This window comes from Streptococcus sp. 5004, from assembly GCF_013276755.1.
Lineage (GTDB): Bacteria > Bacillota > Bacilli > Lactobacillales > Streptococcaceae > Streptococcus.
Genome location: NZ_VMLP01000015.1, coordinates 1 through 25,479, shown reverse-complemented (window position 1 = coordinate 25,479; position 25,479 = coordinate 1). Strand labels below are relative to the sequence as shown.

The following is a 25,479-nucleotide window of genomic DNA, read 5'->3' as shown; positions in this document are numbered from 1 at the left end:
CCTATCTATGTGTACGTGGATCACTAGCATCCGCTAAGTTTTGACCAACTACGAAAAGGGACAAGGATACCAAAACAAGGGTTGTCAATGGAATCCAGAACAAGTAAGCATTGGTTGTTACGTTTTGTGAATAATCCGAAATCAAACGACCCAAACTTGGCACTGTAATCGGCAATCCAAGACCGAAGAAAGACAAGAAGGCTTCGTATGAGATAAAGCTTGGAAGCATTTGAGTCATCGTTGTCACAATAACAGATACCAATTGTGGCATAATGTTTTTGGCAACAATCTTCAAGGTTGGTGTTCCCAAAGTACGTGACGCCAAGTTGTATTCCAAATCACGATAACGCAAGATTTGCACACGGATCATGAAGGCAATTCCAATCCATGTTGTTACACTCATGGCAAAAATCAAATTCCAGAATCCAGCTCCGATTGAGTAAGTCAAGACAATGACAATCAAAAGAGATGGGATGTTTGAGATGACATTATAAACTTCCATCATCACGCGGTCAACTGATTTTGAAATTCCCCAAATACCACCGACAAAAACACCGATAACCAAGTTAATCACTGTCGCAATCACAGAAATGAGGATAGAGTTACGAGCTCCGAACCAGACACCGTCAAAGAGCGATTTACCGTTACTGTCTGTACCGAACCAATGCTCAGCATTTGGCTTGATATAACGAGCACTAAAGTCGTTTACCTTGCTGACATCATTGAAATCAAACTTAGAAAACATTGGGTAGATGAAACTCATCAAAATGATAGCTACCAAGATTCCCAACATAACTACAGTTGATTTTTTCTTCATAAATTGTCTAAACACTGACTTCCAGTAAGAATATGCTGGCGCATCAATAGTTTCAGAGGCAAAATCGTCACGTTTTACAAACTGAAATTTTTCTTTATCGATTGTAGACATTATTTGCCTCCTTTCTCAGTCAATTTAATACGTGGGTCAATAATCGTCATCCAAATATCTCCCAAAAGAAGTGAGAAGATAGAAATACATGTAAAGATGAAGACAAGACCTACGACCATAGAGTTATTAGATGCTTTTACAGAGTCAATCAACATTTTACCCATACCTGGGAAGGCGAAGACTGTTTCAGTAAGGGTTGCACCACCGATAACCCCGATAACAGCACCAGGAATTCCTGAAACCAGCGGAACCATGGCATTTTTAAAGATGTGTTTGTTTGAAATTTCTTTTTCAGACAAACCTTTTGCACGAGCGAAACGAACAAAGTCTTGAGATTGCAAGTCAATCATGTAACGACGAATCCAAATGGCTGTACCAGGAGCACCCAACAAACCAAGGATGACTGCTGGTAAAACATAAGAACGCCAATCTCCAGCCCCTAAGATAGGGAATGAATCTGGTAAACCAATTGAGGAACCAATCAATCGAACAATATAAACAAGGGCGATTGTTGGAAGTGCCATCAAGAAGGTCAAAGCCCCTGTTGAGAAGCTATCGATCCAAGTGTTCTTGAAACGAGCCATGGCTGAACCAAGTGGCACGGCAATCGCATAAGAAATCACCAAACCAATCAAACCAGCAATAGCAGAGCTGACAATCATAGATGGATATTGGTAATTACTTTCAGTCGCTGTATAAGGATCATCTTTCCCATAGCTAGCTACTTCACGAGAATCAGCCTGGCTAGGTGACTTGTAGGTTCTTGAGTAAATATTTACAGAAGACGTTTTCTTACCTGTTGGGAACTGAACTTGGGCAGTTTTGGTTTGTCCTTGACCTTGAGTAATAACCTGAAGAACTGGTGTATTAGCATAGGTTGGATAAGAGTCACCTAAATTGATATTCACAAAATTTTGATGCACAAATGGGAACTGACTGTTGAAGTACAAGAGATATTTATGTTTAGTACCCGAACCGACCAATGACCATCCGATAGCTGGATCATTTTCGAAACGAAGGTAGCGTTTCAAGTCTGGATTTTCAGGGTCTTGAATTTTATTTGTATGGTCAATGTCAATCAAGTTAGCATAGAAGTGAAAAACACGTTCAAAAATTGGAATTTCACGAGTAGCATAAAATTGACCACTTTCAGTAAATTCTCCCAAAGTCCAACCATGACCTAATTGATTGATGTACTTTTCATAAATAGCTTTATTGGTCGCATTTGCCTCTACTGTTACAGAAGAATCCATGCTACTTGCCTTTTCTTGCAACTCCTTAGTATCGTAATACTCAATGTAGCCCATACGCTCAAACACAGTATTTTCATAGTTATCACGTTTATCAGCCGTTGTCGCAATTTTATTATAGTTAGGGTCCTGCTTGAAAATCAATTTTCGAGGAACCAAGGTATAGATAATCGTGTAGGTCAAAGTCGTTACTAAGAAAATCGAAACCAATGACCGCAAAACACGCATAAAAATATATTTTTTCATATTATTTCCTTTAAAAATCCCAAAAGAACCTTCTCCTCATGGAGAGAAAGTTCTATTAGAAATTATTTACTTCACATGACTTGCCAATTCTTTTTGAGCTTTCTCATTTGATTCAGCTTTTTCTTTCAACCATTTTTCACGAGCTTTTTCATACTCTTCTTTGGTGATTGCTTTTTCACCAACTTCAGTGTACTTCAAGTATCCTGAATTTTCACCTTTAAGACCAGATTCAGAATATGATGAGCTAAATGGTAGAACTTTTGAAACATATGAAACGGCTGTTTCTTTAGGAGAAGCCATTACTGGAATTGTCAAAGCATTGTCAGTCAACCAAGCTTGTGCTACCGCGTATTTTTCATAACGTTTTTGAACATCTTGGTTTTCGCTGTTTGCATCATCAAGTAATTTTCCATAGTCAGCTAAAGCAAGTTTGCTTACTACTGATGCATCAGTGTTTTGGTCAATACCAAGGTAAAGGCGAGTGTTTCCTCCCTTGATGACAAACTGATCCAAGAAAGTAGAAGGATCTTGATAGTCAGGGTTCCATCCTAGCAAGGTGTGGATATCCCAATCTTGCTCTTTAGCTGTTGGAGCACTAAATGAAATTGGTAAAGCTTCTGCTTGAGTCATTTGTTGCAAGTCTACAACAACATTATCTGAACCCAATACTTTTTCAATTGATTGTTTCAATGATTGAACACGGTTTACAACCGCTGTTGATTCTTGGATAACCAAGGCATCCAAGTGGATTGGGAATTCAACACCTTCAGCTTGTAGGCTTGATTTAGCTTTAGCAAAGACTTCTTTCGCTTTTTCTTCATTGTAAAGTCCATTTTGAGAATCTGCTAGAGATACGTTTGACCAAGTAGAAGAATTTGTCTTAGCCAAGCTATCTTGTACCAATTCACCAAATGTTTTCTTACCAACTTGAAGATTATATGGTGCAAACGTATTACGGATGGCTACTGCAGCTCCATCAGTACCATTTGTTTGAGCTGAATAAGAACTGCGATCTACCGCAAAGTTCAAGGCTTGACGGAACTCCTTATTTAGCAAAGCTTTTTGAGTAGATGTCTTTTGGGCATCACTTGTTTTGGCAGTGTGGTTATAAGTTGTACGGCCATAGTTCAAGCTGACAGTTGCAACACCCGCACCTGGTTCATTAAAGTAAATGTTATCTTTGAAGTCAGCTGCATATTTTTCATATGTAGAACTTGTAGGGAAGATACGAGCCTTGCTATATTGACCATCAGAAAAACCTTTGGCAATTACATCTTGATCCTTACCGTCCCAGAAAGTGAACTTAACATTCTCAATTTTTACATTTTCTTTGTCCCAGTAAGCGTCATTTTTAGCCATCTCGATAGATGATTTAGGAGTTACAGCCTTCAAGACAAATGGACCATTATAAAGAATAGAGTTAGCATCTGTTGGAGAACCAAAACCTTCCCCTTTTGAAGCTAAGAATTCTTCATTAACTGGCATCAAAACACCACTAGTTGTCTTGTCATTCCAGAAAGTTTCTGGCTGGTTCAAGGTATACTCTAGTGTTTGGTCATCAAGTGCTTTTACTCCAACGGTTGAAAAATCGCTTGTTTCACCCTTGATATAGGCTTCTAATCCTTTAATAGAAGAGCTAACGATTGAAAGTCCTTTTGATTTTCCATCTACCGCATGTTTCAAACCAGTGACAAAGTCTTTAGCAGTGACAGGAGCGTATTCCTCTCCTTCTGCAGTTACCCATTTAGCATCCTTACGGATTTTATAGGTATAAGTCAAACCATCTTTTGAAACTGTCCATGATTCAGCGATAGAAGGAACCAGATTACCATATTTATCGTTAGCCAACAAACCATCTACAGCATTTGTTGTGATGAATGATGTTGAATCGATATTACTGACAATATAATCCAAAGTTTCTGGATCTGTTTGATAAACATATTGGTAATCTTTTGCTAGTTTAGCATTACTTGAACTAGTGTTTGAACACGCAGCTAGAACTCCTGACGCTAATAAGGTAGCTCCTGCTACAGCAAGCACTTGACTTTTTTTCATTTCTTCACTCCTCGTAATAAAGTATAGGTTATTATCGATTATACCATAGATTTTAAGATGTTTCAAGAAAAATAAACGAATTTTCAGAATATTTAGGCTTATTCATACAAAAAATCTAAAAAAACTATTGACTGAGAATGATTTTCAAGGTATAATAATAAACGTTAAGGCGGTATAGCCAAGTGGTAAGGCACGGCTCTGCAAAAGCTTGATCGTCGGTTCAAATCCGTCTACCGCCTTTCAATACCGAATTTATCGGAATTTATCAAGATAAAAAGCCCGCAAAATAGGGCTTTTTTATTTTTTTCTTCGGATAAATACGGATAACTTACAAAAATTTTGGGGCAAAGTTCTTCCCATGACATAATTCCCTCATGAAATCAACTGAAAAAAGCTTCGTCACGCCTGGTGACAAAAGCCTCTAGTTTACTCTGTTTCTTCTTCTATTTCGACTTCTGTAATCTGGACTTTTACCTTGGTAACACGTCCATTTTTCACTTTATCATTGGTTAAGATAAGCTGTTTGTTTTGGCTGACTAATTCATAACTGAGTTTCTCAGTCGTTGGAATGGTCCCAACTCCTGTCAAATAATAACCAGCGATGGTATCAACGTCATCACTTTCCAGTTCAACATCAAAGTAATTATTGAAATCATTGAGGGTCATAGTTCCCTGAACAATGTAGGTATCCTCGCCAATCTGATGAACATCTATTGCCGCTTTGTCCGTTTCATCATCAATTTCACCAACAATTTCCTCTAAGAGGTCTTCCAAGGTCACCAAACCAGCCATCCCACCGTATTCATCCAGCAAGATTGCCATTTGTCTTTGGGTATTGCGCAACTCTTTTAGCAAGTCATCCACAAAAATAGTTTCAGGAACAAAAAGTGGATCTTGTAAAATTTTCTTCCATACAATATTATCAAAACCATCCACAAATCCTGCCTTAAGAAGACTCTTGGTATGAATAATTCCAATCACATTGTCCTTATCCCCATCATAAACCGGGATACGAGAATAATTTTGTTTTAAAATACTTTGGATAATGGTTTGACTATCATCCTGAATATCCACCATAAAGGCATCCGTTCGAGGAACCATGACTTCTCTGGCCATCAGTTCATCGAGCGAAAAGACACCTTGTAGCATCTCAATCTCATCAGCATCCAACGTTTCTTCACTATTTGTCAGCATATAGGCAATTTCATCACGGGTCATCTTTTCATCCGCATCATCGAATGACATAGGAGTCAAATGGCTCAAGAAATTGGTCGAAGCAGCTAAGAGCCAAACAAAGGGACTAACTAGTTTCCCAAGCCCAATGATAACCGGCGCTGTACGAATCGCCAAGGCATCCTTTAGATTAAGAGCGATTCTCTTAGGATACAATTCCCCAAAAACGATGGAAATATAGGTCAAAAATGCCAAGGATAGAAAAGTTGCCACAGCTTGTGCTGTTTCGCCATTCCCAAGCCAAGAGGCAATCACACGTCCTAGAGTATCAGCTAAACTCGCCCCTGATAAGATCGTAATCAGAGTAATCCCTACTTGAATGGTTGATAAAAAGTGGTTAGGATTTTCTAGCACCTTCAGCAGACGGATATAGCGTCTATCTCCTTCTTCTGCCTTTTGTTCAACCCGCGCACGATTAAGAGAAACCATGGCCATTTCTGTGGCTGAGAAAAAGGCATTTAATACCGTCAAGATAAACAATAAAACAAATTGTAGCAACAAATTCTGACTACTTGGGTCTTCCATAGTTCTTCTCCTAAAATAGTATCTTATCCTTTATTATATCACAAAATTTAATCCAGTACATATTATTTTTTTCTTAGTACCTATTCTAGCACTGCTTAAACTAGTAAAAAGAACCCCTACATCCATAAGTGACATAGGAGTTTATTTCATATTTTACTGAGTTACAGTTACTTCTCCAGTTCGGTAATCCAGTTGAAGTCCCTTTTGAACATTGGGAACTAGAACATTGAATTCCAATTCTCCATCCGAAGACTTGGCTTCAATCTGTGAAGCTGAAGGAACTAAATCCTCGTTTGAAGCGTAGTAAAGGGTTACACGGTAACGGACACGCTTGTTTTTATCCAAGGCTTTACGCACCTTACTTTCATAGTAGTTTTGACCAGTCGAATCCTCGGCCTGCGCCTGATTTGCCCAGGCTGTCTGAACAGCAATGTTTTTAGGATTGCTTGTCGAGGCATCAAAACCATCCAAACCACCGATTAAGGCATAGCCTAACAAGTGACCTCTATCGACTGCATGGGTATAAGAGCCCTTTAGATTCTTGACCTGATGCCAACCTGGTGGAGTCCAAGAAGTCGAACCATTCCCGGTTTCTTCACGATTCTTGTACTGGCGAGTAGCCTTAGACAAGAGGGCATTAGCTACGGTTGGCACTGTTTCCTTGCCCACTGTCTTTGTCTTATTATCAGCGTAGGGCTTACTTGAAACCTTGGCATTTAGGTTTGTTTTATTACCATTGACGATAAAAGCACCAGCCCCGTTCCACTCCAGACTCCCTTTTATTTGGCTTTTGACTGCGTCTGTTAAGACACTTTCCGCCAATTCTTGACCAGGCGCGTCTGGTGATTGACTTTTCTGACTCATTTTTGTCTTAGCAGCCTGATTTCCTAGTTCAGTCTGCTTAATATAGTAGCTCCCCGCAGATAAGAGCAATAACACTAGCAAACCAATCAGTGTCTGTCTTGTTTTTTTGTTCATATTTCTCCTTATCTTTAGAAAAAGGCTGGTCTCCCAGCCTAATTTCCTGTAAATTTATGAATCAATTCCTGCCATTTTGCTGGAGACAGGATAGCCCACGGATCTTGACCCTTGCCCAAGATTCCATAACCGACCATTAAACCGATTCCTAGGGCTAGAACGCCTAAAATCAGTACTATGATGACTAAAAGTAAACGCTTGACTACGTAGCTTGATTTCTTATTCATCTTCATCACTTGCCTCAATCCGCTGAATCTTAGCACCTAACTGCGCCAATTTCTCATGGAAACGGTAGTAGCCTCTATCCAAGTGAACCAATTTACCAACTACAGTTTCTCCCTGTGCTACCAAACCTGTCAAAATCAAGGCTGCACTGGCACGAAGGTCAGTAGAAAGAACTTCCGCTCCCTGCAAAGGTTGCCCACCAACAATACGAGCTGTATCACGGATAATCTCCGAGTGTAAGCCCATACGACGCATTTCTTCTAGGTGTTGGAAACGATTTTCGAAAACTGTCTCCACCATGGTTGATTCGCCTTTTGCAACTGTCATCAAGGCTGTAAATTGAGCCTGCATATCTGTTGGAAATCCTGGGTGGGGCAAGGTTTTCACATGGACAGCTTTTAGATTTTCTAGTTGAGAGCGAACGCGAATTCCTTCCGTCTCCTCCGTCACTTCCACTCCCATTTCAAGCAATTTGGCAATCAAGGGACGGTTGTGCTCCCAAACAGCGTCTTTAATCAAGACATCACCACCAGTCATGGCAGCAGCTACCATAAAGGTTCCTGCTTCGATACGGTCTTGGACTACATTGTGAGTCGTACCATGAAGTTTCTCAACACCAGTAATGGTAATGGTCTCTGTACCAGCACCCTTAACCTTGGCTCCCATTTCATTGAGGAGAATGGCTAGGTCCACAATCTCAGGCTCACGCGCAGCATTTTCAATCACTGTCACCCCATCAGCTAGAGTTGCAGCCATCATCAAGTTCTGCGTAGCACCAACACTTGGAAAGTCCATATAGATATGGGCATCGTGTAAGCGATCAGCCTTGGCTTCGATGTAACCAGCTGTCTGGCTAATCTTAGCCCCCATAGCTTCCAGACCTTTCAAATGAAGATCAATAGGACGGCTACCAATCGTACAACCACCTGGCATGGATACCTTAGCATGACCTACACGGGCAAGAATTGGTCCCAAGACAACGATGGAGGCGCGCATCTTGCTGACATACTTATAAGGGGCTTCCTCAGTGATGTCGCCAGTAGCATCCACCTCGACAAGATGAGCCTCCTCATCAAAGTCAACCTTGGCATTCAAACCACCAACCACCTGATTCATAATAAAGACATCCGACAAGATCGGTACATTCTGTAAGACTGTCTTTCCTTCACTTGCTAGAATAGTCGCTGCCAACAAGGGCAAGACTGCATTCTTTGCTCCTTCGATGGTTACACTTCCTACCAGACGATTATCGCCACCTTGAACCACAATTTTGTCCATACTCGTTTCCTTTACATTTGATTTTATAATAATCCTCTAAGCGCTTCTTGCCACAACTGATACAGGCTGATAAAGAAAGAACTCAGGATGTAGCCCATGACAATGCTGAAAAGAGCTAGCAATAAACGAACTTTTCTTGTATTCTCATCTGTCACTTTTAAAACCTTTTCCCATCTAACAAGATCCTTTAGAAGGTAAAAACTCACATAAATAAAGAGCGTGTGACTGCTTAGAGTGAATAATAATTGAACCATTTGACTATTATACCATCTTCTCTGTTTGCGCGCTAGTTTGGAAACTTCACTCAAAAATTAGGGATTGTTTTTCAAGTAATCAATTGCATCTTGTAGGGTTTTAACGGGCACGATTTTCATATCCGTCTTGATTGTTTTAGCCGCTTCTAGGGCTGTTTGATAGTTGTTTTTCGCGTCCGGATGCGCCTTTTGTTCTTCTTCGCTAACAGGGTTATCAGGGGCAAAGAAAATAGCAGCACCTGCCCTAGCCGAAGCTACAACCTTCTTATCAATACCACCAATATCCCCCACATTCCCATCGCGGTCAATGGTACCTGTACCGGCAACAATACGGCCATTACGAAGACCAGGGTCAGCTATTTGGGTATAGATGGCCAGACTAAACATGAGACCAGCACTTGGTCCGCCGATACCAGCTGTTGAAAAGCGAATTGGGACATCACTGGTCACTTCCGTACGGTCAATCAAGCCGATTCCAATCCCATTTTTGCCATTTTCCAAGGTGATAATCTTACCTTCTGCAGACTTGGTTTGCCCATCCTCTTCATAGGTAACCTTGACGGAGTCTCCTAATTTTTGAGAACTGACGTAATCAATCAAGTCTTTGGAACTATCAAAGGTCTGATCATTGACTGCTGTGACCGTATCAGAAATGTTGAGAATCCCTTTAAAGGTCGAATTATCCGTCACAGTCAAGACATAAACCCCAAGATATTTGAGTTCAATATCCTTGCCAGCTGTTTTTAGCCCTTGATATTTGGCCATATTTTGCGATGTTTGCATGTAGAATTGATTAATCCGCATAAATTCAACATCGGAAGAGCCACCTGTAGTCTCTTGGGCACTACGAATATCTGTAAAAGGCGTCAACCACGCATAAATCATATGGGCTAAAGTGGCATGCTGAACACCAACCGTAACGAATTGATAGGCACCAGCTTCCTTATCTTCTGTGTCATTTACTTTGAGGACTTGGCGAATATCTTCCGAACCACCTGGAACCTCTATATAGTAGGGCAAAGGCACCACAAATGCCAAGAAGGTCACAATCAAGGCCGCAATGACATATAAGGGCCATCTAATCTTTTTTTTCATTTCTTATTTCCTCCAAAATACTCTCGGGAACATGGCAGGCAATATCCTGACCAAACTTCAAAAGTTCTCTAACGCCTGATGAACTGATATAGAGATGTTCAGGCCGGCTATGTAAATAAATAGTCTCTATATCAGGAGACAGCTGATGGTTGTAGTAATCAAAACTGGCTTCATATTGCAAATCCGTTGCATTTCTCAAACCCCGCACTAGACAAGTAGCCCCCAGTCTTTTTGCGACATCAACTACCAATTCATCATGAGAAGAGACGACTTCAACATTCCCCAAATGTTCCAAAGCCTTTTCTAACCCCCGTTTACGACTTTCGATAGGGAGAAATCCTTGTTTGTGGGGATTAAAAAAAATACCGACATAGAGCTTATCAAAGAGTTTGCTAGCCCGTTCAATCATATCCAGATGCCCATTTGTCATCGGATCAAATGAGCCTGTGAATAAGCCAATCTTATCTGACATAAACTGTCACCTTACTGATTCCATAAATTTTTTCCTTCCAGATGCCCAGGCAGGCAATTTCTTCTGGAAGCTCAACGGCCTTATCCGTCTCACACACGACCATGACATCTTCAGAAAAAAGCTCTCTCTCAGCCATTTTTTCAATATCTGCTACGATTTGTTCCTTGGCATAAGGAGGGTCTAAGAAGATGAGGTCGAATTCCCCAGATACCTGTTCCAATGCCCTTTCTGCATCCATCTTGAGGAGTTGAAATTTTCCAACTTCCTTGGTCATCTGAATATTTTCAGCTACGATAGCCTGAGCCTTACGGTCTCGTTCCACCAAAACAGCGCTGGACATGCCACGCGATACTGCCTCGATAGATAAACCACCACTACCTGCATAAAGGTCCAAGACTCGTCCCCCTTCAAAGTAGGGACCAATCATGTTAAAAATGGCTCCCCTAACCTTATCCGAAGTAGGTCTTGTCGTCTTTCCTTCTAGTGTCTTGAGGGGACGTCCCCCATAGATTCCTGATACGATTTTCATACCGTTTATTATACCAAATTATGGGCGAAAAGAGAAAGAAAACCGAACCTTGCGGTTCGATTCTCTACAAAATATTTTCGTAAGTATCGCGGACTTCTTGAGGCCAAACACTTGTTTGCACTTCTCCGATGTGTTTCTTGCGAAGTAGGAACATGGCCATCCGAGATTGTCCAATTCCTCCACCGATTGTCAATGGGAATAGGCCGTTCAACAAAGCCTTGTGCCATTCCAATTCTAAACGGTCTTCATCACCTGTGATGGCGACCTGACGGCGAAGCGTTTCTTCATCTACACGAATCCCCATAGAAGACAACTCAAAGGCTCCACCTAAAGACTCATTCCAAACAAGAATATCACCATTTAGACCCTTGTAGCCATTTTCAGACTCACTTGTCCAGTCATCGTAGTCTGGTGCACGTCCATCGTGCGGTTTACCATCTGGCAACTCGCCACCGATACCAATCAAGAAGACTGCTCCAAATTCTTTACAGATAGCATTTTCACGCTCTTTTGGTGTCAAGTCTGGGTAGCGTTCTACCAACTCTTCTGTGTGGATAAAGGTGATTTGTTTTGGCAAGATAGATTCGATGTCATAGCGGGCTTCAACAGCTAGCTCTGTCAGGCGAATAGCCTTGTAAATCTTCTCAACTGTTTCTTTTAGATAAGCGATGTTACGCTTACCATTTGGGATAACCTTCTCCCAGTCCCACTGGTCAACATAAACAGAGTGGGTCGCATCCAACGAGTCTTCGTCTGGACGAAGGGCCTTCATGTGGACGAAAAGACCTTCACCTTCACCGAAACCAAAACGAGCCAAGGTATGGCGTTTCCATTTAGCAAGGGAGTGCACCACTTCATAAGTAGCATCAGGGATTTGAAGAACCTTGACCGATACGGCGTTCTCCACACCTGATAAGTTGTCCTGCATCCCGTCGCCGACCCTACTCAAGATAGGACCTTGAACTTCGACAACTTCTAACTTATCTTTCAAATACTGGGTAAAAGTGTTTTTGACAAAGGAAATTTCTTCTTGTTGGTGGATAAAACTTTTCTTCATAAACTACTCCTCAAAAATTAGTTAAAAGTATTATACACCTATTTCTAAGAAAATGAAAGAGAAAATATAAAAAAATCAGTGTCACTCAAAACACTGATTTCATAGACCTTTTAGTCATTGCGACCGAAGATACGTAGAATACTTAGGAAAAGATTGATAAAATCAAGATAGATACTGAGAGCCATTGACACAACCCAACCTGTCGCTACACGACCTTGTGATTGTTCATAGGCGAGGCGAATCTTTTGGTTATCCCAAGCAATCAACCCTGAGAAAACCAAAACCATGGCCACGCTAATCATATAATCAAAGAAGCCACTAGCCAAGAAAATATTAACTACCATAGCAATCAGTAAACCGATAAGAGCTGCCATCATTGCTCGACCAAGCCCACTCAAATCTTTCTTGGTGAAGATACCAACTGCCGCCATGACAAAGAAGAGAAGGGCGCTCGATACAAAGGCAGATAAAACTGTACCCGGAGTATAGAAAGCCACCACAAAACTAAGGGTAAAGCCGTTTAAAACAGAGTAAAGTAAAAATACTGGAAGAGCAGCTGGACTATTTCTTGAAGCCATGCTACTGGCAACGAAAACCAAAGCTAACTCCGCAAAAGTAGCAATGGTCAACCAGAGACGCCCCTGCATCAAAAAGTAAACCAACTGAGACTGAAAGACCGTCAACATAAGGCCTGATACCAAAGCAGATAGTCCGATTCCCAGACCAACAAAGGCATAAACCTTAGCGTAAAATTGATTGAGACCTGCACGGTCATGTATAATAGTGTGATTCATCCTTTTCTCCTTTTCTATGAACATCTTTCCTTGATTATAACAAAAAAAGTTAAAATTAGCTTAAATGGAAGATTAAAATACCGGCCGCAACGGCAACATTCAAACTCTCTGCCTGCCCCTTCATACTAATGTGGACCAACTGGTCTGCACTTTCAGCCATGAGGGGACTAATTCCTTGACCCTCATTTCCCATGACTAGTACAAAATTTTCTATAGAAAGCAGTTCTCTGTAATCAACAGAATCTTTGGATAGGGTTGTTGCTAGCACAGGGATAGCTGCCTTTTTAGCTTCCTCAAAAAGCGCTTGGCTCGACATCCGGTAAATGGGCAGATGGAAATGACTGCCTTGCATGGAACGTAGAGTCTTGAGACTGTAGATGTCTGCCGACTTATCTGAAACAATCACTCCTGTATAGCCTGCTGCATCCGCAGTTCGAATGATAGTTCCCACATTACCAGGATCTTGCACATCTTCCAAAAACAAGAACTTGCCCTGACTAAAGTCAGCTTGCCCTACTTCTTCTTTTTGAACGACGGCAACAATTCCCTGTGGAGTCTGAGAATCCGCCAAATCTAGCAAAATATCCTCTGACACCCAGACAGTTTGCGGAAAAGCAGCTAACTGATCTCGGTAATTTTCTAAGGCAAAGATTTTCTCAATCGTCACTCCAGCTTGAACAGCTTCTTCAAACAAGTGCCAGCCTTCAATCAAATAAGCAGACTTGCGGTATTTTTTTTTGTGTAATTTCTTGGCATTTTTTACCACAGAGTTGGCTTTTGAGGTTATAATAGTCATAGAAATATTATAACACAATCAAAGGAGTTTGGTATGCAAAAGGTTAGAATGATTGCCCAAGGTAGGGTGCAGGGAGTCGGCTTTCGTTGGGGTGTTTACAGCTTGGCACTTGAAATTGGTGGCATCACAGGTCGAGTATGGAATAACGACGACGGAACAGTGGAAATTTTAGCCCAAGCAGACTCATCTGCTACCATGGCAAAATTTATCCAAGAAATCCGAAAAGGACCCACACCTTTTTCAAAAGTCAGCTACTTAGATGTCAAACTAAGTAACTTTCCTCCTTACCCTGACTTTAAAATCGCAAATTAGGTCTCTAGAACTATTGTATATTTTGTAAAAAAACAGTAGAATAGAAAGGTATAATTTTAAAAGAAGGAATAAAAACAGTGAAATCTATTAAACGTTTTGCACTCTCAGCTATGGGAGTGGCTATGTTGCTAGTCTTAACTGGCTGTGTTAGCGTCGATAAAGCCACAGGAAAGCCAATAGGATTTATTTGGAATACTATCGGAGCGCCTATGGCTGAAGCTATCAAGTACTTCGCTACTGATCAAGGTCTAGGCTTTGGTGTCGCTATCATCATCGTAACCATTATCGTGCGCTTGATTATCTTGCCACTTGGTATCTACCAATCATGGAAGGCAACGCTTCACTCTGAAAAGATGAACGCCCTCAAGCACGTCCTTGAGCCACACCAAACACGTCTCAAGGAAGCGACTACTCAAGAAGAAAAACTCGAAGCCCAACAAGCTCTCTTTGCTGCTCAAAAAGAGCACGGCATCAGCATGTTTGGTGGTGTAGGATGTTTCCCTATCCTCCTTCAAATGCCTTTCTTCTCTGCAATTTACTTTGCTGCCCAACATACTGAAGGTGTTGCTCAAGCAAGTTACCTAGGAATTCCTCTAGGCTCTCCAAGTATGATTTTAGCTGCCTGCGCTGGTGTCCTTTACTATCTTCAATCACTCCTTTCCCTTCACGGAGTAGAAGATGAAACGCAAAGAGATCAAATCAAGAAAATGGCTTACGTGAGCCCAGTCATGATTGCCGGCTTCTCCCTCATCTCACCAGCTAGTGTCACACTTTATTGGGTTGTCGGTGGTTTCATGATGATTCTCCAACAGTTTATCGTCAACTATATCGTTCGTCCAAAACTTCGCAAAAAAGTCCGTGAAGAACTAGCCAAGAACCCACCAAAAGCAAGTGCTTTCTCTAAACCAAGTGGACGAAAAGACGTTACCCCTGAACAACCAACTGCTATCACAAGCAAGAAAAAACACAAAAATCGCAACGCTGGAAAACAACGTTCGAGATAAGAAGAAAAAGGCTTAGCTAGTTTGCTAAGTCTTTTTTGCAAGTCATACTCTTCGAAAATCTCTTCAAACCACGTCAGCTTCGCCTTGCCGTATATATGTTACTGACTTCGTCAGTTCTATTCACAACCTCAAAACAGTGCTTTGAGCTAACTTCGTCAGTTCTATCCATAACCTCAAAACACTGTTTTGAGCAACCTGCGGCTAGCTTCCTAGTTTGCTCTTTGATTTTCATTGAGTATCAAAAACCCGATGTTTCCATCAGGCTTCTTTTTTATCCATGTACACGTTTCATATAGTCTTGATAACTTTCGGTATCCATGAGTTTTTTAGCGTTCTTGACGCGGTCTGCTGTTGGTGGTTTAACCCCTTCGAGTGAATATGGAATTCCCAATTCACGCCATTTGAACTCACCCATAGTGTGATAAGGCAGAATTTCAAACTTATCAACATTTTTGAGGGTCTTGACGAACTTACCAAGTTCAATCAAGTCATCATCTCTGTCTGTCAATCCCGGAACTAGCACGTGGCGAATCCAGACAGGTTTTCCAATATCTGATAGATACTGGGCACAGGCCAAGATATTTTTATTGGTTTGGCTAGTGACAATTTTGTGCTGTTCTTCGTTGATTTCCTTGATATCCAAGAGGACCAAGTCAGTGACAGCCATGAGTTTGTCAAACTTCTCAAGGTAACGTGGTTTATTACGGAAAGGTAGTGCACAGGTGTCCAAGGTACAGTGGATTCCTTGTTCCTTAGCCTTGGTGAAGAGGGCAATCAGGAAATCAATCTGCAAGAGGGCTTCTCCTCCACTGACTGTAATACCGCCCTTATTTCCCCAGAAACCGCGGTAGCGCAAGGCTTCTGTCAAGACATCATCTACCGTCCGTTCACGTGATTTATTGGACTCCATAGCCCAAGTGTCCGGGTTGTGGCAATACTGGCAACGCATGTGACAGCCCTGCAAAAAGACAATAAAGCGAATACCAGGCCCATCTACTGACCCAAAGCTTTCTGTCGAATGCACCATTCCTGTCACTTGTCCATAATCAATTGTTTCTTCAGACATATCGTTACCTTCCTTGAAAACGTTTTATAGTTTTATTATATCACGACTTGAAGGAAAAACAAGATTTTTGCCTATTTTTTAGAAAGCAATCTGTTTTTCAATTTCATTTTCAACTAATTATCATATTATTCTTCAAAATCAAAACCATACAAGGTTGCAAAATAGTCCTCAGGGCGCTCTGCACGGCGGATTTGACGGGCTTTGCCTTCTTCGGTATAGAGGATTTCCGCCGAACGTAGTTTGGCATTGTACTGGTAACCCATGGAGAATCCATGTGCACCTGTATCATGAATCACCAGCAAATCACCAATTTCTGTATGAGGCAGTTCGCGATTCACTGCAAATTTATCATTGTTTTCACAGAGTGAACCAACCACATCTACCACTTCAGCTGGTCCATCTGGATGGGTCACGTTAGTAATATGATGGTAAGCTCCGTACATAGCTGGACGCATGAGGTTGACTGCTGATGCATCCACACCTAGATAGGTACGGTAGGTTTCCTTCTTATGAGTGACTCTTGTGACCAAAGCACCGTGAGGGGCTAGCATAAAACGACCCAATTCAGTGAAAATCTTGACCTGACCAAGACCTGCTGGCGTAAGGACCTCTTCATACACCTTACGAACTCCCTCACCAATCAAGGCAATATCGTTCGGCTCCTGGTCTGGACGATAGTTGACACCAATACCGCCAGAAAGATTGATAAAGTCTAGCGAAATGCCCAACTTTTCCTTGATTTCAACAGCCAATTCAAAGAGCTGACGCGCCAACTCTGGATAATAGAGATGGGTGACGGTATTGGATGCTAGAAAGGAGTGAATCCCAAAGGTCTTAGCTCCTTTTTCCTTCAAGATGGCAAAAGCTTCAAAGAGCTGGTCCTTGGTCATGCCAAACTTGGCTTCTCCAGGATTGTCCATAATATCTGTTCCTAGCTCAAAAACTCCTCCAGGATTGTAACGACATGAGATGATTTCTGGAATGCCTGCTGCACGCTCTAGATGTTCAATATCTTCAAAGGCATCCAAGTTAATGGTCGCACCCAATTCACGTGCATAGGCGTATTCCTTGTCTGGCGTGTTATTTGAAGAGAACATAATCTCAGAACCTGGAAAATCCAGTTTATGGCTCATCAAAAGCTCCACATAACTAGAGCAATCCACACCACAACCTTCCTCTTGGAGAATTTTCAAAATAGCTGGTGTTGGAGTAGCCTTAACTGCAAAATATTCCTTAAAGCCCTTGTTCCACGAAAAGGCTTGGTTGACGGCTCTTGCCTTCTCACGAATCCCCTTCTCATCATACAAGTGAAAGGGAGTTGGGAACTCGGCAACAATCGCTTCTAAGTCTTCTTTATTGATAAATGGTGTTTTCATAAGCTTCCTTCTATTCTATTTGCAAAGAAAGGCTGGGACAATCGTTCCAACCTTTAGTTCTATCTCTTATTTATCTTCGTCAAAGATATTGCCAACCTCAACATCGATGGCTTGGTTCTTGACATCAATATTGGTTACCTTCAAGAGTGACTTGTAGTCAAACTGCTTTTCACGTTCTTCTTGGGCATTGTCCGCAAAGACCGCTACACCTGCCAATTCTGAGTCGAACTCGCGCAAGAGGCTGATCATCCCATTGACAGTTCCGCCACCTTTCAAGAAGTCATCCACAATCAAGACACGGCTACCTGCCTTGAGACTGCGTTTTGAAAGGAACATTTTCTCAATGCGGTCACCACTTGAACCGGATACATAGTTGACGCTAACCGTTGAACCTTCGGTAATTTTCAGGTCACGACGTACAATGACAAAAGGAACATTGAGGACATTGGCAACTGCATTTGCAAGTGGAACACCTTTAGTCGCTACGGTCATAACGGCATCAATTTTTTGGTCCATAAAGCTCTTAGCAATAATGCGACCAATATTTTTCAAGATAGCTGGTGTGCTAAGCAAATCAGACAGGTAGATATAGCCACCTGGCAAGATACGGTCACTTTCTGATAACTTGGCACGCAAGTCTTCAACCATTTCCTTAGCATCCTGACTCGAAATAGACGGTGTAAAGATAACACCTCCGCCAGCACCAGTTACTGTCTGGATGTGACCAATTTCGATTTCCTCAAAGGCTCGTTTGATAATGACGATATCTTCTGAGATGGATGATTTAGCAGATTCATACTTTTCAGCAAAAGTATTGAGACTAGTTAGTTTATAAGGATGATTAATCAAATAGTTGGAAATGACAACCATCCGATCACTTCTTCTTAATTTCATTTCTATTTCCTATTCCATTTTTATTCAAAAAATCAAAAAGCAAACTAGAAAGCTGGTCGCTGGTGATTCAAAACACTGTTTTGAGATTGTCGATAGAACTGACAAATCCTGTAATATACCTGCATATATACATACGACAAGGCGATACTACCCTAGTTTGAAGAGATTTTCGAAGAGTATTCATTTTTGTCTTTTACTTATTATACCATATTTACATAAAAAAACGAACATTCTTATCCTAAAAAATGCTCATTTTTCTTAAATTGTTAATCTAAATCTGGTTTATAGAAGGAACGATTATCCATAGCGAAGATTTTATTGGTCATCTCTCCTTTATCCACCAAAGCTAGAGCTGTTGACATCATCATCATGCTTGCATCCAGATTGTCAATCATATGGATAATCTCTGCTTCCATAATGCGTGGACGGACTGGACTTCCATACTCAAGTAAGCCGTGGTGACTGAGGATGACGTGGCGGAGCAAAACGACTTCTTCCTTGGTATCATCAATGCCGAGTTCCATAACGGTCTTGGTAATTTCACTATCAATCAGAGCGATATGTCCAAGAAGATTGCCTCGCACTGTATACTCAGTCTGTTCTGGTCCCGTCAACTCGATAACTTTGGCCAAGTCATGCAGCATAATCCCTGCATAAAGCAGGCTCTTATTGAGCTGAGGATAGATTTCGCTAATGGCATCTGCCAAGCGCACCATGGTTGCCGTATGATAGGCCAAGCCCGTTTCAAAGGCATGATGGTTGGTCTTGGCAGCTGGATAAGAGTAGAATTCCTTATCATACTTGGTGTAGAGCTTTCGGACAATCCGTTGCCAAACAGGATTTTCTATTTTGAAAATCATTTGCGACATGTAGTCACGGATTTCCTTGACATCAACTGGCGACTTGACCTTGAAATCAGCTGGATCATTGGGTTCGCCAGGTTGAGGCAGGCGAAGGGTAATTTGATTGACTTGAGGGGTGTTGTTATAAACTTCTCGGCGCCCTTTCATGTGGACAACCTTACCTGCGGTAAAGGCCTCAATGTTATGAGGTTGGGCATCCCAGAGCTTCCCATCAATCTCGCCACTATCATCTTGGAAGGTAAAGGCTAGGTAGTTTTTCCCAGCTCGAGTTTGCCTCAGGTCAGCTGATTTGATTAGGTAAAAGCCTTCAAATAGCTCATCTTTTTTCATGTGACTAATCTTCATATTCTTCCTCATTTTCTTGGAAATGGAGTAGATCAAGCGCAGGCTCACCTTCTGACAACTCAATGTGACGGAGCGTCCGCTCGATAGCTGTGGTACGACGGTTTAATAGTTCATCAATATTGCCAGAGGCATGTTGGAGATGCTTTTGTGCCTTGACCAGAATACCACCAAACTTGCCAAACTCGGTCTTGACACTGGCAAGAGTCTTGCTGATATGGTCGGCACTCTTTTGGATATTGAGAGTTTTGAATCCAACTGATAGGGAATTGAGGAGAGCTGACAGGGTACTTGGCCCTGCAACGATAATCTGCTCCTCCCGCCTCAAATCATCAAAGAAGACCGGATTGCGGACAATTTCTGAGTAGAGACCTTCTGTCGGAACAAACAAAACTCCAAAATTGGTCGTCCGAGGCGGTGCTATGTACTTACTCTTGATATCCTTGGAAAAGCGCTTGACACTTGCTAAGAGTGACTTGCGACAGCGTTCGATCTCGTCCTTGTCACCTGCTTCATAGGCTTCTTCTAGGCGGTAATAATCTGCTAGTGGAAACTTAGAGTCAATTGGTAGATAGACGTACTCTTGGTCGCCTTGTCCGGGTAACTTGATGGCATACTCCACTCGTTCACTAGAGTTTTCAACCGTTGCGTATTCTCGTTCATACTGGGCAGGGGTCATGATGTCTTCAATAATTTGTCCCAGTTGCAATTCACCCAGAATTCCTCGCGTCTTGGTTCCAGAGAGAACCTTGTTGAGGGCTCCGACATCGCGGGCAACGGTCTGCATTTCTCCCAAACCTCGATTGACCGACTCTAGTTGTTTGGAAACTGTCTCAAAGGAAGCCTGTAAGCGTGTCTGCAAGGTTTTTTCTAACTTTTCCTCGACCGTCTGGCGCATTTGCTCCAAACGTTGCTCATTGGATTCCTGTAAGGCTTGGAGACGTTGGTCAGTCTTATCCCTGGTTTGGAGGAGATTCTCAGTCATTTCTTGACGGACTTGCGTCAGACCTTGGTGCAATTCTATTCTCACCTCTTGCAAACGGTCACTGACAGCCACTTCCAAATCTTTTTGATCTAGCTGGCTGGCTTGCCTGGCTTGTTCAAAGCGGTAGTCCAACTGGTCTGACAAGTGATCTGCCTGATCCTCCAAGCTCTTACTGAGATGTTTTTCCTGCTTATCCTGCCTCTGCCAAATCAGAAAGAGTCCAGCTAGGTTGGCAATCAATAATAGAACAAGTAAACTTTCCATCCTACCTCCTGTCCTTACTATGCAGCACAACCACATAGCCATCTGGGCAAGTCACTGACACTTCCCTATCTATATATTCGTTAGAAGCGTACACTTTTTTAAAGAAAAAATTTTCCTCTGTCAACTCATACTTAGCACCGAGAATAGTCAGCTGGCTATCCCGAACCGGCATAAAGGCAAGATAGTCGTAGTCTGAACGGGGATGTAGCTGACTGATCCCTTCTGGACAATAGGCAATCAAATTTTGCCCATCCTCAATTTCTATCTGGCGCATATAAGGCGCCAACTTGGGGTTGCTAGGAAGAAAAACATTGGCCAGCATATGGTCGATACGACCACCCAAAGCACCGAAAATAGTGACCACAGCCTGAGGATTTTTCTCAAAAATAGTCAAGAGAGCCAATTCCAGATCTGTATCATCCTTTTCTGGTCGGGCTTGGACAAAATGCTGAGCACGTTTTTGAATCACCTGTCGCTCTTCTGCAGTGACAGAATCAAAATCTCCAACCGCCAGAGCAAGAGGCAGATTTTCTTCCAAGACCCAGAGCGAGCCTCGATCCACACCGACAAAACTATCAAAGTCTGTCCGATAATGACCGCGATCTCCGCCTGCAAAAACGGCAACCCTAGTCCAGTTGTTTTCTGAGAGTTTGTACTCGCTCATTGACATCTCCCTTAAAGACATAGGAACCTGCTACAAAAACGGTCGCACCAGCTTCTTTGGCTAGAGCAATAGTTTGGTCATCAATCCCGCCATCCACTTCGATTTCAAAGTTCAAGCCTTTTTCATCACGAAGAGCAACCAACTCACGGACCTTATCCATGGTCTCTGGTAGAAAGGCTTGCCCACCAAAGCCTGGATTAACTGTCATGACTAAAACTTGGTCAACTAGATGAAGGACGTGCTTGATGGCTTCAACTGGTGTGCCAGGATTGATAACAACTGAAGGTTTGACCCCTAGAGAACGAATTTTTTGGAGGGCGCCATGGATATGGGGTGTTGCTTCTACATGGATACTGATGATATCTGCACCTGCGCGCGCAAAGTCTTCTAAGTGGTGTTCAGGATTCGCCACCATCAAGTGGCAGTCAAAGACCATCTTGCTATGAGGGCGAAGAGCTTCAACCACACCTGCACCAAAACTGATTTGTGGCACAAAGTGCCCATCCATGATATCGATATGGGCATATTCTGCCCCAGTTGCTTCTAGGCGTTTGATTTCACGTTCAAAGTTGGCATAATCTGCTGCCAGAATTGACGGAGCAATCTTGTATTGAGGCATAGGTTTCTCCTTATTTTGGAATTTTTTTGCTGACTTTTTTATAGGTTTCTCTGCGATTTTCAATCTCACTGAGGAATTGCAGGTAATTATCAAAACGGAAGGTTGCAATGGTACCCTCTTCAACAGCTGGCTTGACAGCACAAGACGGCTCATGGGTATGGGTACAAGTACGGAACTTACAATCTCTGCTAACACTAGCTATCTCTGGAAAGGCCTGATTGAGGTCTTCCGCCGTTGATACTTCGTAGTCCAAGGATGAAAATCCTGGTGTATCTGCGATTTTGCCCCCATTGAGGTTGTAAAAACTAACAGCTCGAGTGGTGTGGCGCCCGCGACCCAGACTGTCTGAGATTTCTCCTGTTTCAAGATTGAGGTCTGGTGCGATTTTATTGAGAAGGGTTGATTTTCCAACGCCCGTCTGCCCCATAAAGACTGTAATCTTACCTGTTAACAAAGGCAGGAGTTCCTCTTTACTGGTCACAAAGTCATAGCCGATGTCACCATAAGTCTGTTCATAAAAATCCAGTTCTCCTCTATCTTCCAACAAATCCATTTTGGAAATATAGACGATGGGATGGATGCCCTTATGCTCCAAAAGAACTAAGAACCGATCCAGCAAATTGCTGTTAAAATCAGGTTCCTTGACAGACATGATCACCACAGCTTGATCGATATTGACAATAGGCGGACGGACCAGACTGTTTTTCCGTTCGTGAATCTTGAGAATATAGCCTTCTGAATTTTCCTCGGCAGAGAAATCTACCCAGTCCCCAACATAGGGTGTATGGCCTTTTTTACGGAAATTTCCACGCGCGCGTGTTTGATAGACCTGACCATCACTCTCTACATAGTAGAACCCCGCCAAGGCTTTAATGATTTGTCCCTGCATCTTAGAGTCCTTGCCCTTTAAGTGCATCTGCTAGGCTGGCAAACTCTGCCAAGCTGAGAGCTTCCCCACGCACACTTGGTGACAAGCCTGCTTGGTCCAAAGCCTTAGTCAGCTTGTCCTTGACCTCTTCAGTCTTGCCAAAGTAACCTGTCAAGTTATTCCATAAGGTCTTGCGACGATGAGTGAAACTTGCCTTGGAAACCTTAAAGAAGAAGTTCTCGTCTTCTACTGCTACAGCTGGCTCTGGACGACGCACCATTTTCAAGATAGCCGAATCCACATTTGGCGCTGGCACAAAGACCGTACGAGGCACGATGAAGGCAACCTTGGCAGTCATGTAGTACTGCACCGCAATCGACAAGCTACCATAAGCCTTGGTATTCGGTTGAGCGGAGATGCGGTCTGCCACTTCTTTCTGCATCATAACCACAAACTCACTAAAAGGAATCCCACTCTCTATCAAGTACATGAGAATAGGCGTTGTGATGTAGTAAGGCAAATTAGCCACTACCTTGATTGGCAGGTCAGGATTTTTAAAATTCTGGATATGCTGCGCCAAGTCAACCTTGAGAATATCCTCGTTGACAACGGTCACATTATCAAAATCACGCAAGGTGTCTGCCAAAATCGGCACCAATCGGTGGTCAATTTCAAAGGCCATGACCTGAGCCGCACGCTCAGCCAGAAACTCCGTCAAGGCACCAATCCCTGGCCCGATTTCGATAACATTGACCTGGTCATCAATCTCAGCCGTATCCACGATTTTTTGAAGAATATTGGTATCCGTCAAGAAATTTTGCCCGAAGGACTTTTTAAAGGTAAAACCGTGACGCTCCAGCACTGCCTTGGTCACGCTATAATCTGCAATTCTCATCTATTCTCTTTTCTATTATCTGTTACTACTATTGTAACACATTCCCCTTGTATTTTGGGGCTGCTTAACCATTCTCATAAGATTTCATAGCTTCTTCCACTTCTGCCAAAGTAACCCCAAACAACTCTAAGCGCTTGAGTAATTGCTTGCCGTTAGAATAGCCAATTCGGAGAACCTCTCCCAGATATTCTCTGCGCTTACGGCTGTCTGCCCCTGCTAAAAAACCAAGGCGAATCAAGTCGCTACGACTGATATCAAACTGACTCTCATGTTCAAATTGTTCTGTCACCTGAGCTAGAGCCGTTTTCAAATCTTCATAGCTGGCATGCTCAATTCCCAGGGAACGTCCCTTGGTCTTGGACTTGGGAACAGCTTCATCTCGTTTGAGGAAGGCATGCTGAACTGTTGGAATGGCCGTCATAATCATGCGGCGAATCCGCTCCCCATTAAAATCTGGGTCTGTAAAAACAATGACCCCATGACGCTGGTGCAGGCGCTGAATCCGCTCTATATCCTGGTCATTGATGGCAGAACCTCGAGTCTCATAGGTCTCTACATCGAAATAGCGTTTGAGATTGGCCGTATCATCGCGCCCTTCGACCACGATAACTTGGGAAATTTTCTCTTTCATTACTTGCTGTCCAATCCAAAAATTCGTTCTGCATTTGCAGTTGTTACCGCCGCTAGCTCTTCTGCCGTCATCCCACGCAAGCCTGCGATAAAGTCCACCACATAGCGAGTATAGGCTGTTTTATTTTCGCGACCACGCTTGGGTACAGGTGCTAAGTAAGGCGCATCCGTCTCCACCAACATCTTGTCCAAAGGTAACTCTTTAGCTACTTCTTGGATGTCAGTTGCCTTCTTAAAAGTCACCACTCCTGAGAAGGAAATGGTCATGCCAAGCTCAACAAACTTCTCTGCCCATTCAAGAGTTCCTGAGAAAGAATGCATGATCCCACCTCGAGGACCAACGCCCTCGCTCTTAATAATCTCATAGGTATCTTCCAGCGCATCACGGGTGTGGACCACAAAAGGCAAATCCAAGTCCTTAGATAACTGAATCTGACGGCGAAAAACCTGCTCCTGCACCTCTTTGGGCGCTGTCATCCAATGGTAGTCCAATCCAATCTCACCCAAGGCAACTATCTTTGGATGCTTGAGCTTGTCAAGCAAGTAGGCTTCAATCTCCTCTGTGTAAGTCCCTGCTTCTGTCGGATGCCAACCGATAGTCGCATAGAGCTGGTCATACTCATCCACCAACTCCAAAGCACGCTCAATCGTCAGTTTATCAAAACCAACAATATTCATCTGTGTCACACCCATCTCAGCAGCCAAGGCAATTTCTTCTGCCTCACGACCTGCAAATTCTTCTACATTCAAGTGTGTATGTGTATCAAAAATCATCTCTTCTAACCTCGTTTTCTATCTTCTATTATACCAAAAAAGAGGAGGGGCACCCAATTTTTCGGTTTCCCTCCTCTCTTTAATAGAGCTATTCTGCTAGCTTTTCTATCCGATATTGCCCATCTTCTATTCCACAGTTAGAGACAGAAGAGACTGGCTAGATTGATAGAACATCCCTATTCATCTAATACTCTTCGAAAATCAAATT

General features: G+C 42.5%; 27 protein-coding genes and 1 tRNA gene. 3 read left to right on the top strand and 25 right to left on the bottom strand.

Annotated features, from left to right (window positions below; genetic code table 11):
* Position 1 precedes the first annotated feature (1 nt).
* The 3 genes from oppC to HT685_RS05545 form a co-directional block, all read right to left on the bottom strand.
* The gene (oppC, locus tag HT685_RS05555) at positions 2-928 is read right to left on the bottom strand and encodes an oligopeptide ABC transporter permease OppC (RefSeq protein ID WP_000103703.1); all 927 of its coding nucleotides are present in this window, start codon (positions 926-928) and stop codon (positions 2-4) included.
* Positions 928-2,424, bottom strand: a complete 1,497-nt coding sequence (locus HT685_RS05550) for an ABC transporter permease (RefSeq protein WP_000759899.1) — start codon at positions 2,422-2,424, stop codon at positions 928-930. Before HT685_RS05550 ends, oppC begins: the two co-directional genes overlap by 1 nt.
* 66 nt (positions 2,425-2,490) lie before the next feature.
* Positions 2,491-4,479, bottom strand: coding sequence for a peptide ABC transporter substrate-binding protein (locus tag HT685_RS05545; RefSeq protein ID WP_173226044.1), 1,989 nt, complete (start codon positions 4,477-4,479; stop codon positions 2,491-2,493).
* 168 nt (positions 4,480-4,647) lie between these two features.
* On the opposite strand from HT685_RS05545, the gene HT685_RS05540 reads away from it, so the two are divergent.
* A tRNA-Cys gene (locus tag HT685_RS05540) sits at positions 4,648-4,718 on the top strand.
* Between the two features lie 187 nt (positions 4,719-4,905).
* Here the strand turns inward: HT685_RS05540 and HT685_RS05535 are convergent.
* The 11 genes from HT685_RS05535 to HT685_RS05485 form a co-directional block, all read right to left on the bottom strand.
* Positions 4,906-6,237 carry a hemolysin family protein gene (locus HT685_RS05535; protein ID WP_173226042.1) on the bottom strand — a complete coding sequence of 444 codons (1,332 nt, stop codon included), beginning with the start codon at positions 6,235-6,237 and terminating at the stop codon, positions 4,906-4,908.
* Positions 6,238-6,390: 153 nt separating this feature from the next.
* Entirely contained in the window at positions 6,391-7,215 is an 825-nt protein-coding gene (locus tag HT685_RS05530) for a DNA/RNA non-specific endonuclease (protein ID WP_112445122.1), read from the bottom strand.
* A 38-nt stretch (positions 7,216-7,253) separates the two neighbouring features.
* Positions 7,254-7,442 (bottom strand): DNA-directed RNA polymerase subunit beta, encoded by a 189-nt coding sequence (locus HT685_RS05525; RefSeq protein ID WP_025169706.1) that lies wholly within the window; start codon positions 7,440-7,442, stop codon positions 7,254-7,256.
* Complete coding sequence (murA, locus tag HT685_RS05520) at positions 7,435-8,718, bottom strand: UDP-N-acetylglucosamine 1-carboxyvinyltransferase (protein ID WP_173226041.1); 1,284 nt, start codon at positions 8,716-8,718, stop codon at positions 7,435-7,437. Before murA ends, HT685_RS05525 begins: the two co-directional genes overlap by 8 nt.
* A 23-nt stretch (positions 8,719-8,741) precedes the next feature.
* The gene (locus HT685_RS05515) at positions 8,742-8,972 is read right to left on the bottom strand and encodes a DUF1146 family protein (RefSeq protein ID WP_080976830.1); all 231 of its coding nucleotides are present in this window, start codon (positions 8,970-8,972) and stop codon (positions 8,742-8,744) included.
* 57 nt (positions 8,973-9,029) lie between these two features.
* Positions 9,030-10,067 carry a SepM family pheromone-processing serine protease gene (locus HT685_RS05510; RefSeq protein ID WP_173226039.1) on the bottom strand — a complete coding sequence of 346 codons (1,038 nt, stop codon included), beginning with the start codon at positions 10,065-10,067 and terminating at the stop codon, positions 9,030-9,032.
* Positions 10,051-10,539: a pantetheine-phosphate adenylyltransferase gene (gene coaD, locus HT685_RS05505; RefSeq protein ID WP_173226037.1), complete on the bottom strand. Its 489-nt coding sequence runs from the start codon at positions 10,537-10,539 to the stop codon at positions 10,051-10,053. The genes HT685_RS05510 and coaD overlap by 17 nt, the downstream gene beginning before the upstream one ends.
* A complete protein-coding gene (gene rsmD / locus HT685_RS05500) occupies positions 10,529-11,068 on the bottom strand; it encodes a 16S rRNA (guanine(966)-N(2))-methyltransferase RsmD (protein ID WP_000706954.1) in 540 nt (179 codons plus the stop codon). The genes coaD and rsmD overlap by 11 nt, the downstream gene beginning before the upstream one ends.
* A gap of 64 nt (positions 11,069-11,132) precedes the next feature.
* On the bottom strand, positions 11,133-12,125 hold the full coding sequence (asnA, locus tag HT685_RS05495) for an aspartate--ammonia ligase (protein WP_000748003.1): 993 nt from the start codon (positions 12,123-12,125) through the stop codon (positions 11,133-11,135).
* A 110-nt stretch (positions 12,126-12,235) separates the two neighbouring features.
* On the bottom strand, positions 12,236-12,919 hold the full coding sequence (locus HT685_RS05490) for a Bax inhibitor-1/YccA family protein (protein WP_001016914.1): 684 nt from the start codon (positions 12,917-12,919) through the stop codon (positions 12,236-12,238).
* Between the two features lie 55 nt (positions 12,920-12,974).
* A complete protein-coding gene (locus tag HT685_RS05485) occupies positions 12,975-13,715 on the bottom strand; it encodes an RNA methyltransferase (RefSeq protein WP_173226035.1) in 741 nt (246 codons plus the stop codon).
* Positions 13,716-13,748: 33 nt separating this feature from the next.
* Between HT685_RS05485 and HT685_RS05480 the strand changes: the two genes are divergently transcribed.
* Both HT685_RS05480 and yidC read left to right on the top strand, forming a co-directional pair.
* Positions 13,749-14,027 carry an acylphosphatase gene (locus HT685_RS05480; RefSeq protein ID WP_001174616.1) on the top strand — a complete coding sequence of 93 codons (279 nt, stop codon included), beginning with the start codon at positions 13,749-13,751 and terminating at the stop codon, positions 14,025-14,027.
* Between the two features lie 77 nt (positions 14,028-14,104).
* Positions 14,105-15,031, top strand: a complete 927-nt coding sequence (yidC, locus tag HT685_RS05475; RefSeq protein ID WP_173226033.1) for a membrane protein insertase YidC — start codon at positions 14,105-14,107, stop codon at positions 15,029-15,031.
* Positions 15,032-15,302: 271 nt separating this feature from the next.
* On the opposite strand, the gene pflA is transcribed toward yidC, so the two are convergent.
* The 11 genes from pflA to HT685_RS05420 all read right to left on the bottom strand — a co-directional run bounded on the left by pflA (position 15,303) and on the right by HT685_RS05420 (position 25,271).
* Positions 15,303-16,097 (bottom strand): pyruvate formate-lyase-activating protein, encoded by a 795-nt coding sequence (gene pflA / locus HT685_RS05470; protein ID WP_001288288.1) that lies wholly within the window; start codon positions 16,095-16,097, stop codon positions 15,303-15,305.
* A gap of 125 nt (positions 16,098-16,222) precedes the next feature.
* Positions 16,223-17,473: a diaminopimelate decarboxylase gene (locus tag HT685_RS05465; RefSeq protein ID WP_173226031.1), complete on the bottom strand. Its 1,251-nt coding sequence runs from the start codon at positions 17,471-17,473 to the stop codon at positions 16,223-16,225.
* A 66-nt stretch (positions 17,474-17,539) separates the two neighbouring features.
* Entirely contained in the window at positions 17,540-18,367 is an 828-nt protein-coding gene (gene purR, locus HT685_RS05460) for a pur operon repressor (RefSeq protein ID WP_025169708.1), read from the bottom strand.
* Positions 18,368-18,633: 266 nt separating this feature from the next.
* Positions 18,634-19,575, bottom strand: coding sequence for a 3'-5' exoribonuclease YhaM family protein (locus tag HT685_RS05455; protein ID WP_173226028.1), 942 nt, complete (start codon positions 19,573-19,575; stop codon positions 18,634-18,636).
* Positions 19,565-20,821, bottom strand: coding sequence for a DNA recombination protein RmuC (locus tag HT685_RS05450; RefSeq protein ID WP_173226026.1), 1,257 nt, complete (start codon positions 20,819-20,821; stop codon positions 19,565-19,567). The genes HT685_RS05455 and HT685_RS05450 overlap by 11 nt, the downstream gene beginning before the upstream one ends.
* Before the next feature lies 1 nt (position 20,822).
* A complete protein-coding gene (locus tag HT685_RS05445) occupies positions 20,823-21,485 on the bottom strand; it encodes a thiamine diphosphokinase (protein ID WP_173226024.1) in 663 nt (220 codons plus the stop codon).
* Positions 21,448-22,104 (bottom strand): ribulose-phosphate 3-epimerase, encoded by a 657-nt coding sequence (gene rpe, locus HT685_RS05440; protein ID WP_173226022.1) that lies wholly within the window; start codon positions 22,102-22,104, stop codon positions 21,448-21,450. Before rpe ends, HT685_RS05445 begins: the two co-directional genes overlap by 38 nt.
* 10 nt (positions 22,105-22,114) lie before the next feature.
* A complete protein-coding gene (gene rsgA / locus HT685_RS05435) occupies positions 22,115-22,993 on the bottom strand; it encodes a ribosome small subunit-dependent GTPase A (protein ID WP_173226171.1) in 879 nt (292 codons plus the stop codon).
* A gap of 1 nt (position 22,994) precedes the next feature.
* Positions 22,995-23,867 carry a 16S rRNA (adenine(1518)-N(6)/adenine(1519)-N(6))-dimethyltransferase RsmA gene (rsmA, locus tag HT685_RS05430; protein WP_173226020.1) on the bottom strand — a complete coding sequence of 291 codons (873 nt, stop codon included), beginning with the start codon at positions 23,865-23,867 and terminating at the stop codon, positions 22,995-22,997.
* Between the two features lie 64 nt (positions 23,868-23,931).
* Complete coding sequence (gene rnmV, locus HT685_RS05425; protein ID WP_173226018.1) at positions 23,932-24,498, bottom strand: ribonuclease M5; 567 nt, start codon at positions 24,496-24,498, stop codon at positions 23,932-23,934.
* Positions 24,498-25,271, bottom strand: coding sequence for a TatD family hydrolase (locus HT685_RS05420; protein ID WP_173226016.1), 774 nt, complete (start codon positions 25,269-25,271; stop codon positions 24,498-24,500). The genes rnmV and HT685_RS05420 overlap by 1 nt, the downstream gene beginning before the upstream one ends.
* Positions 25,272-25,479: the final 208 nt, after the last annotated feature.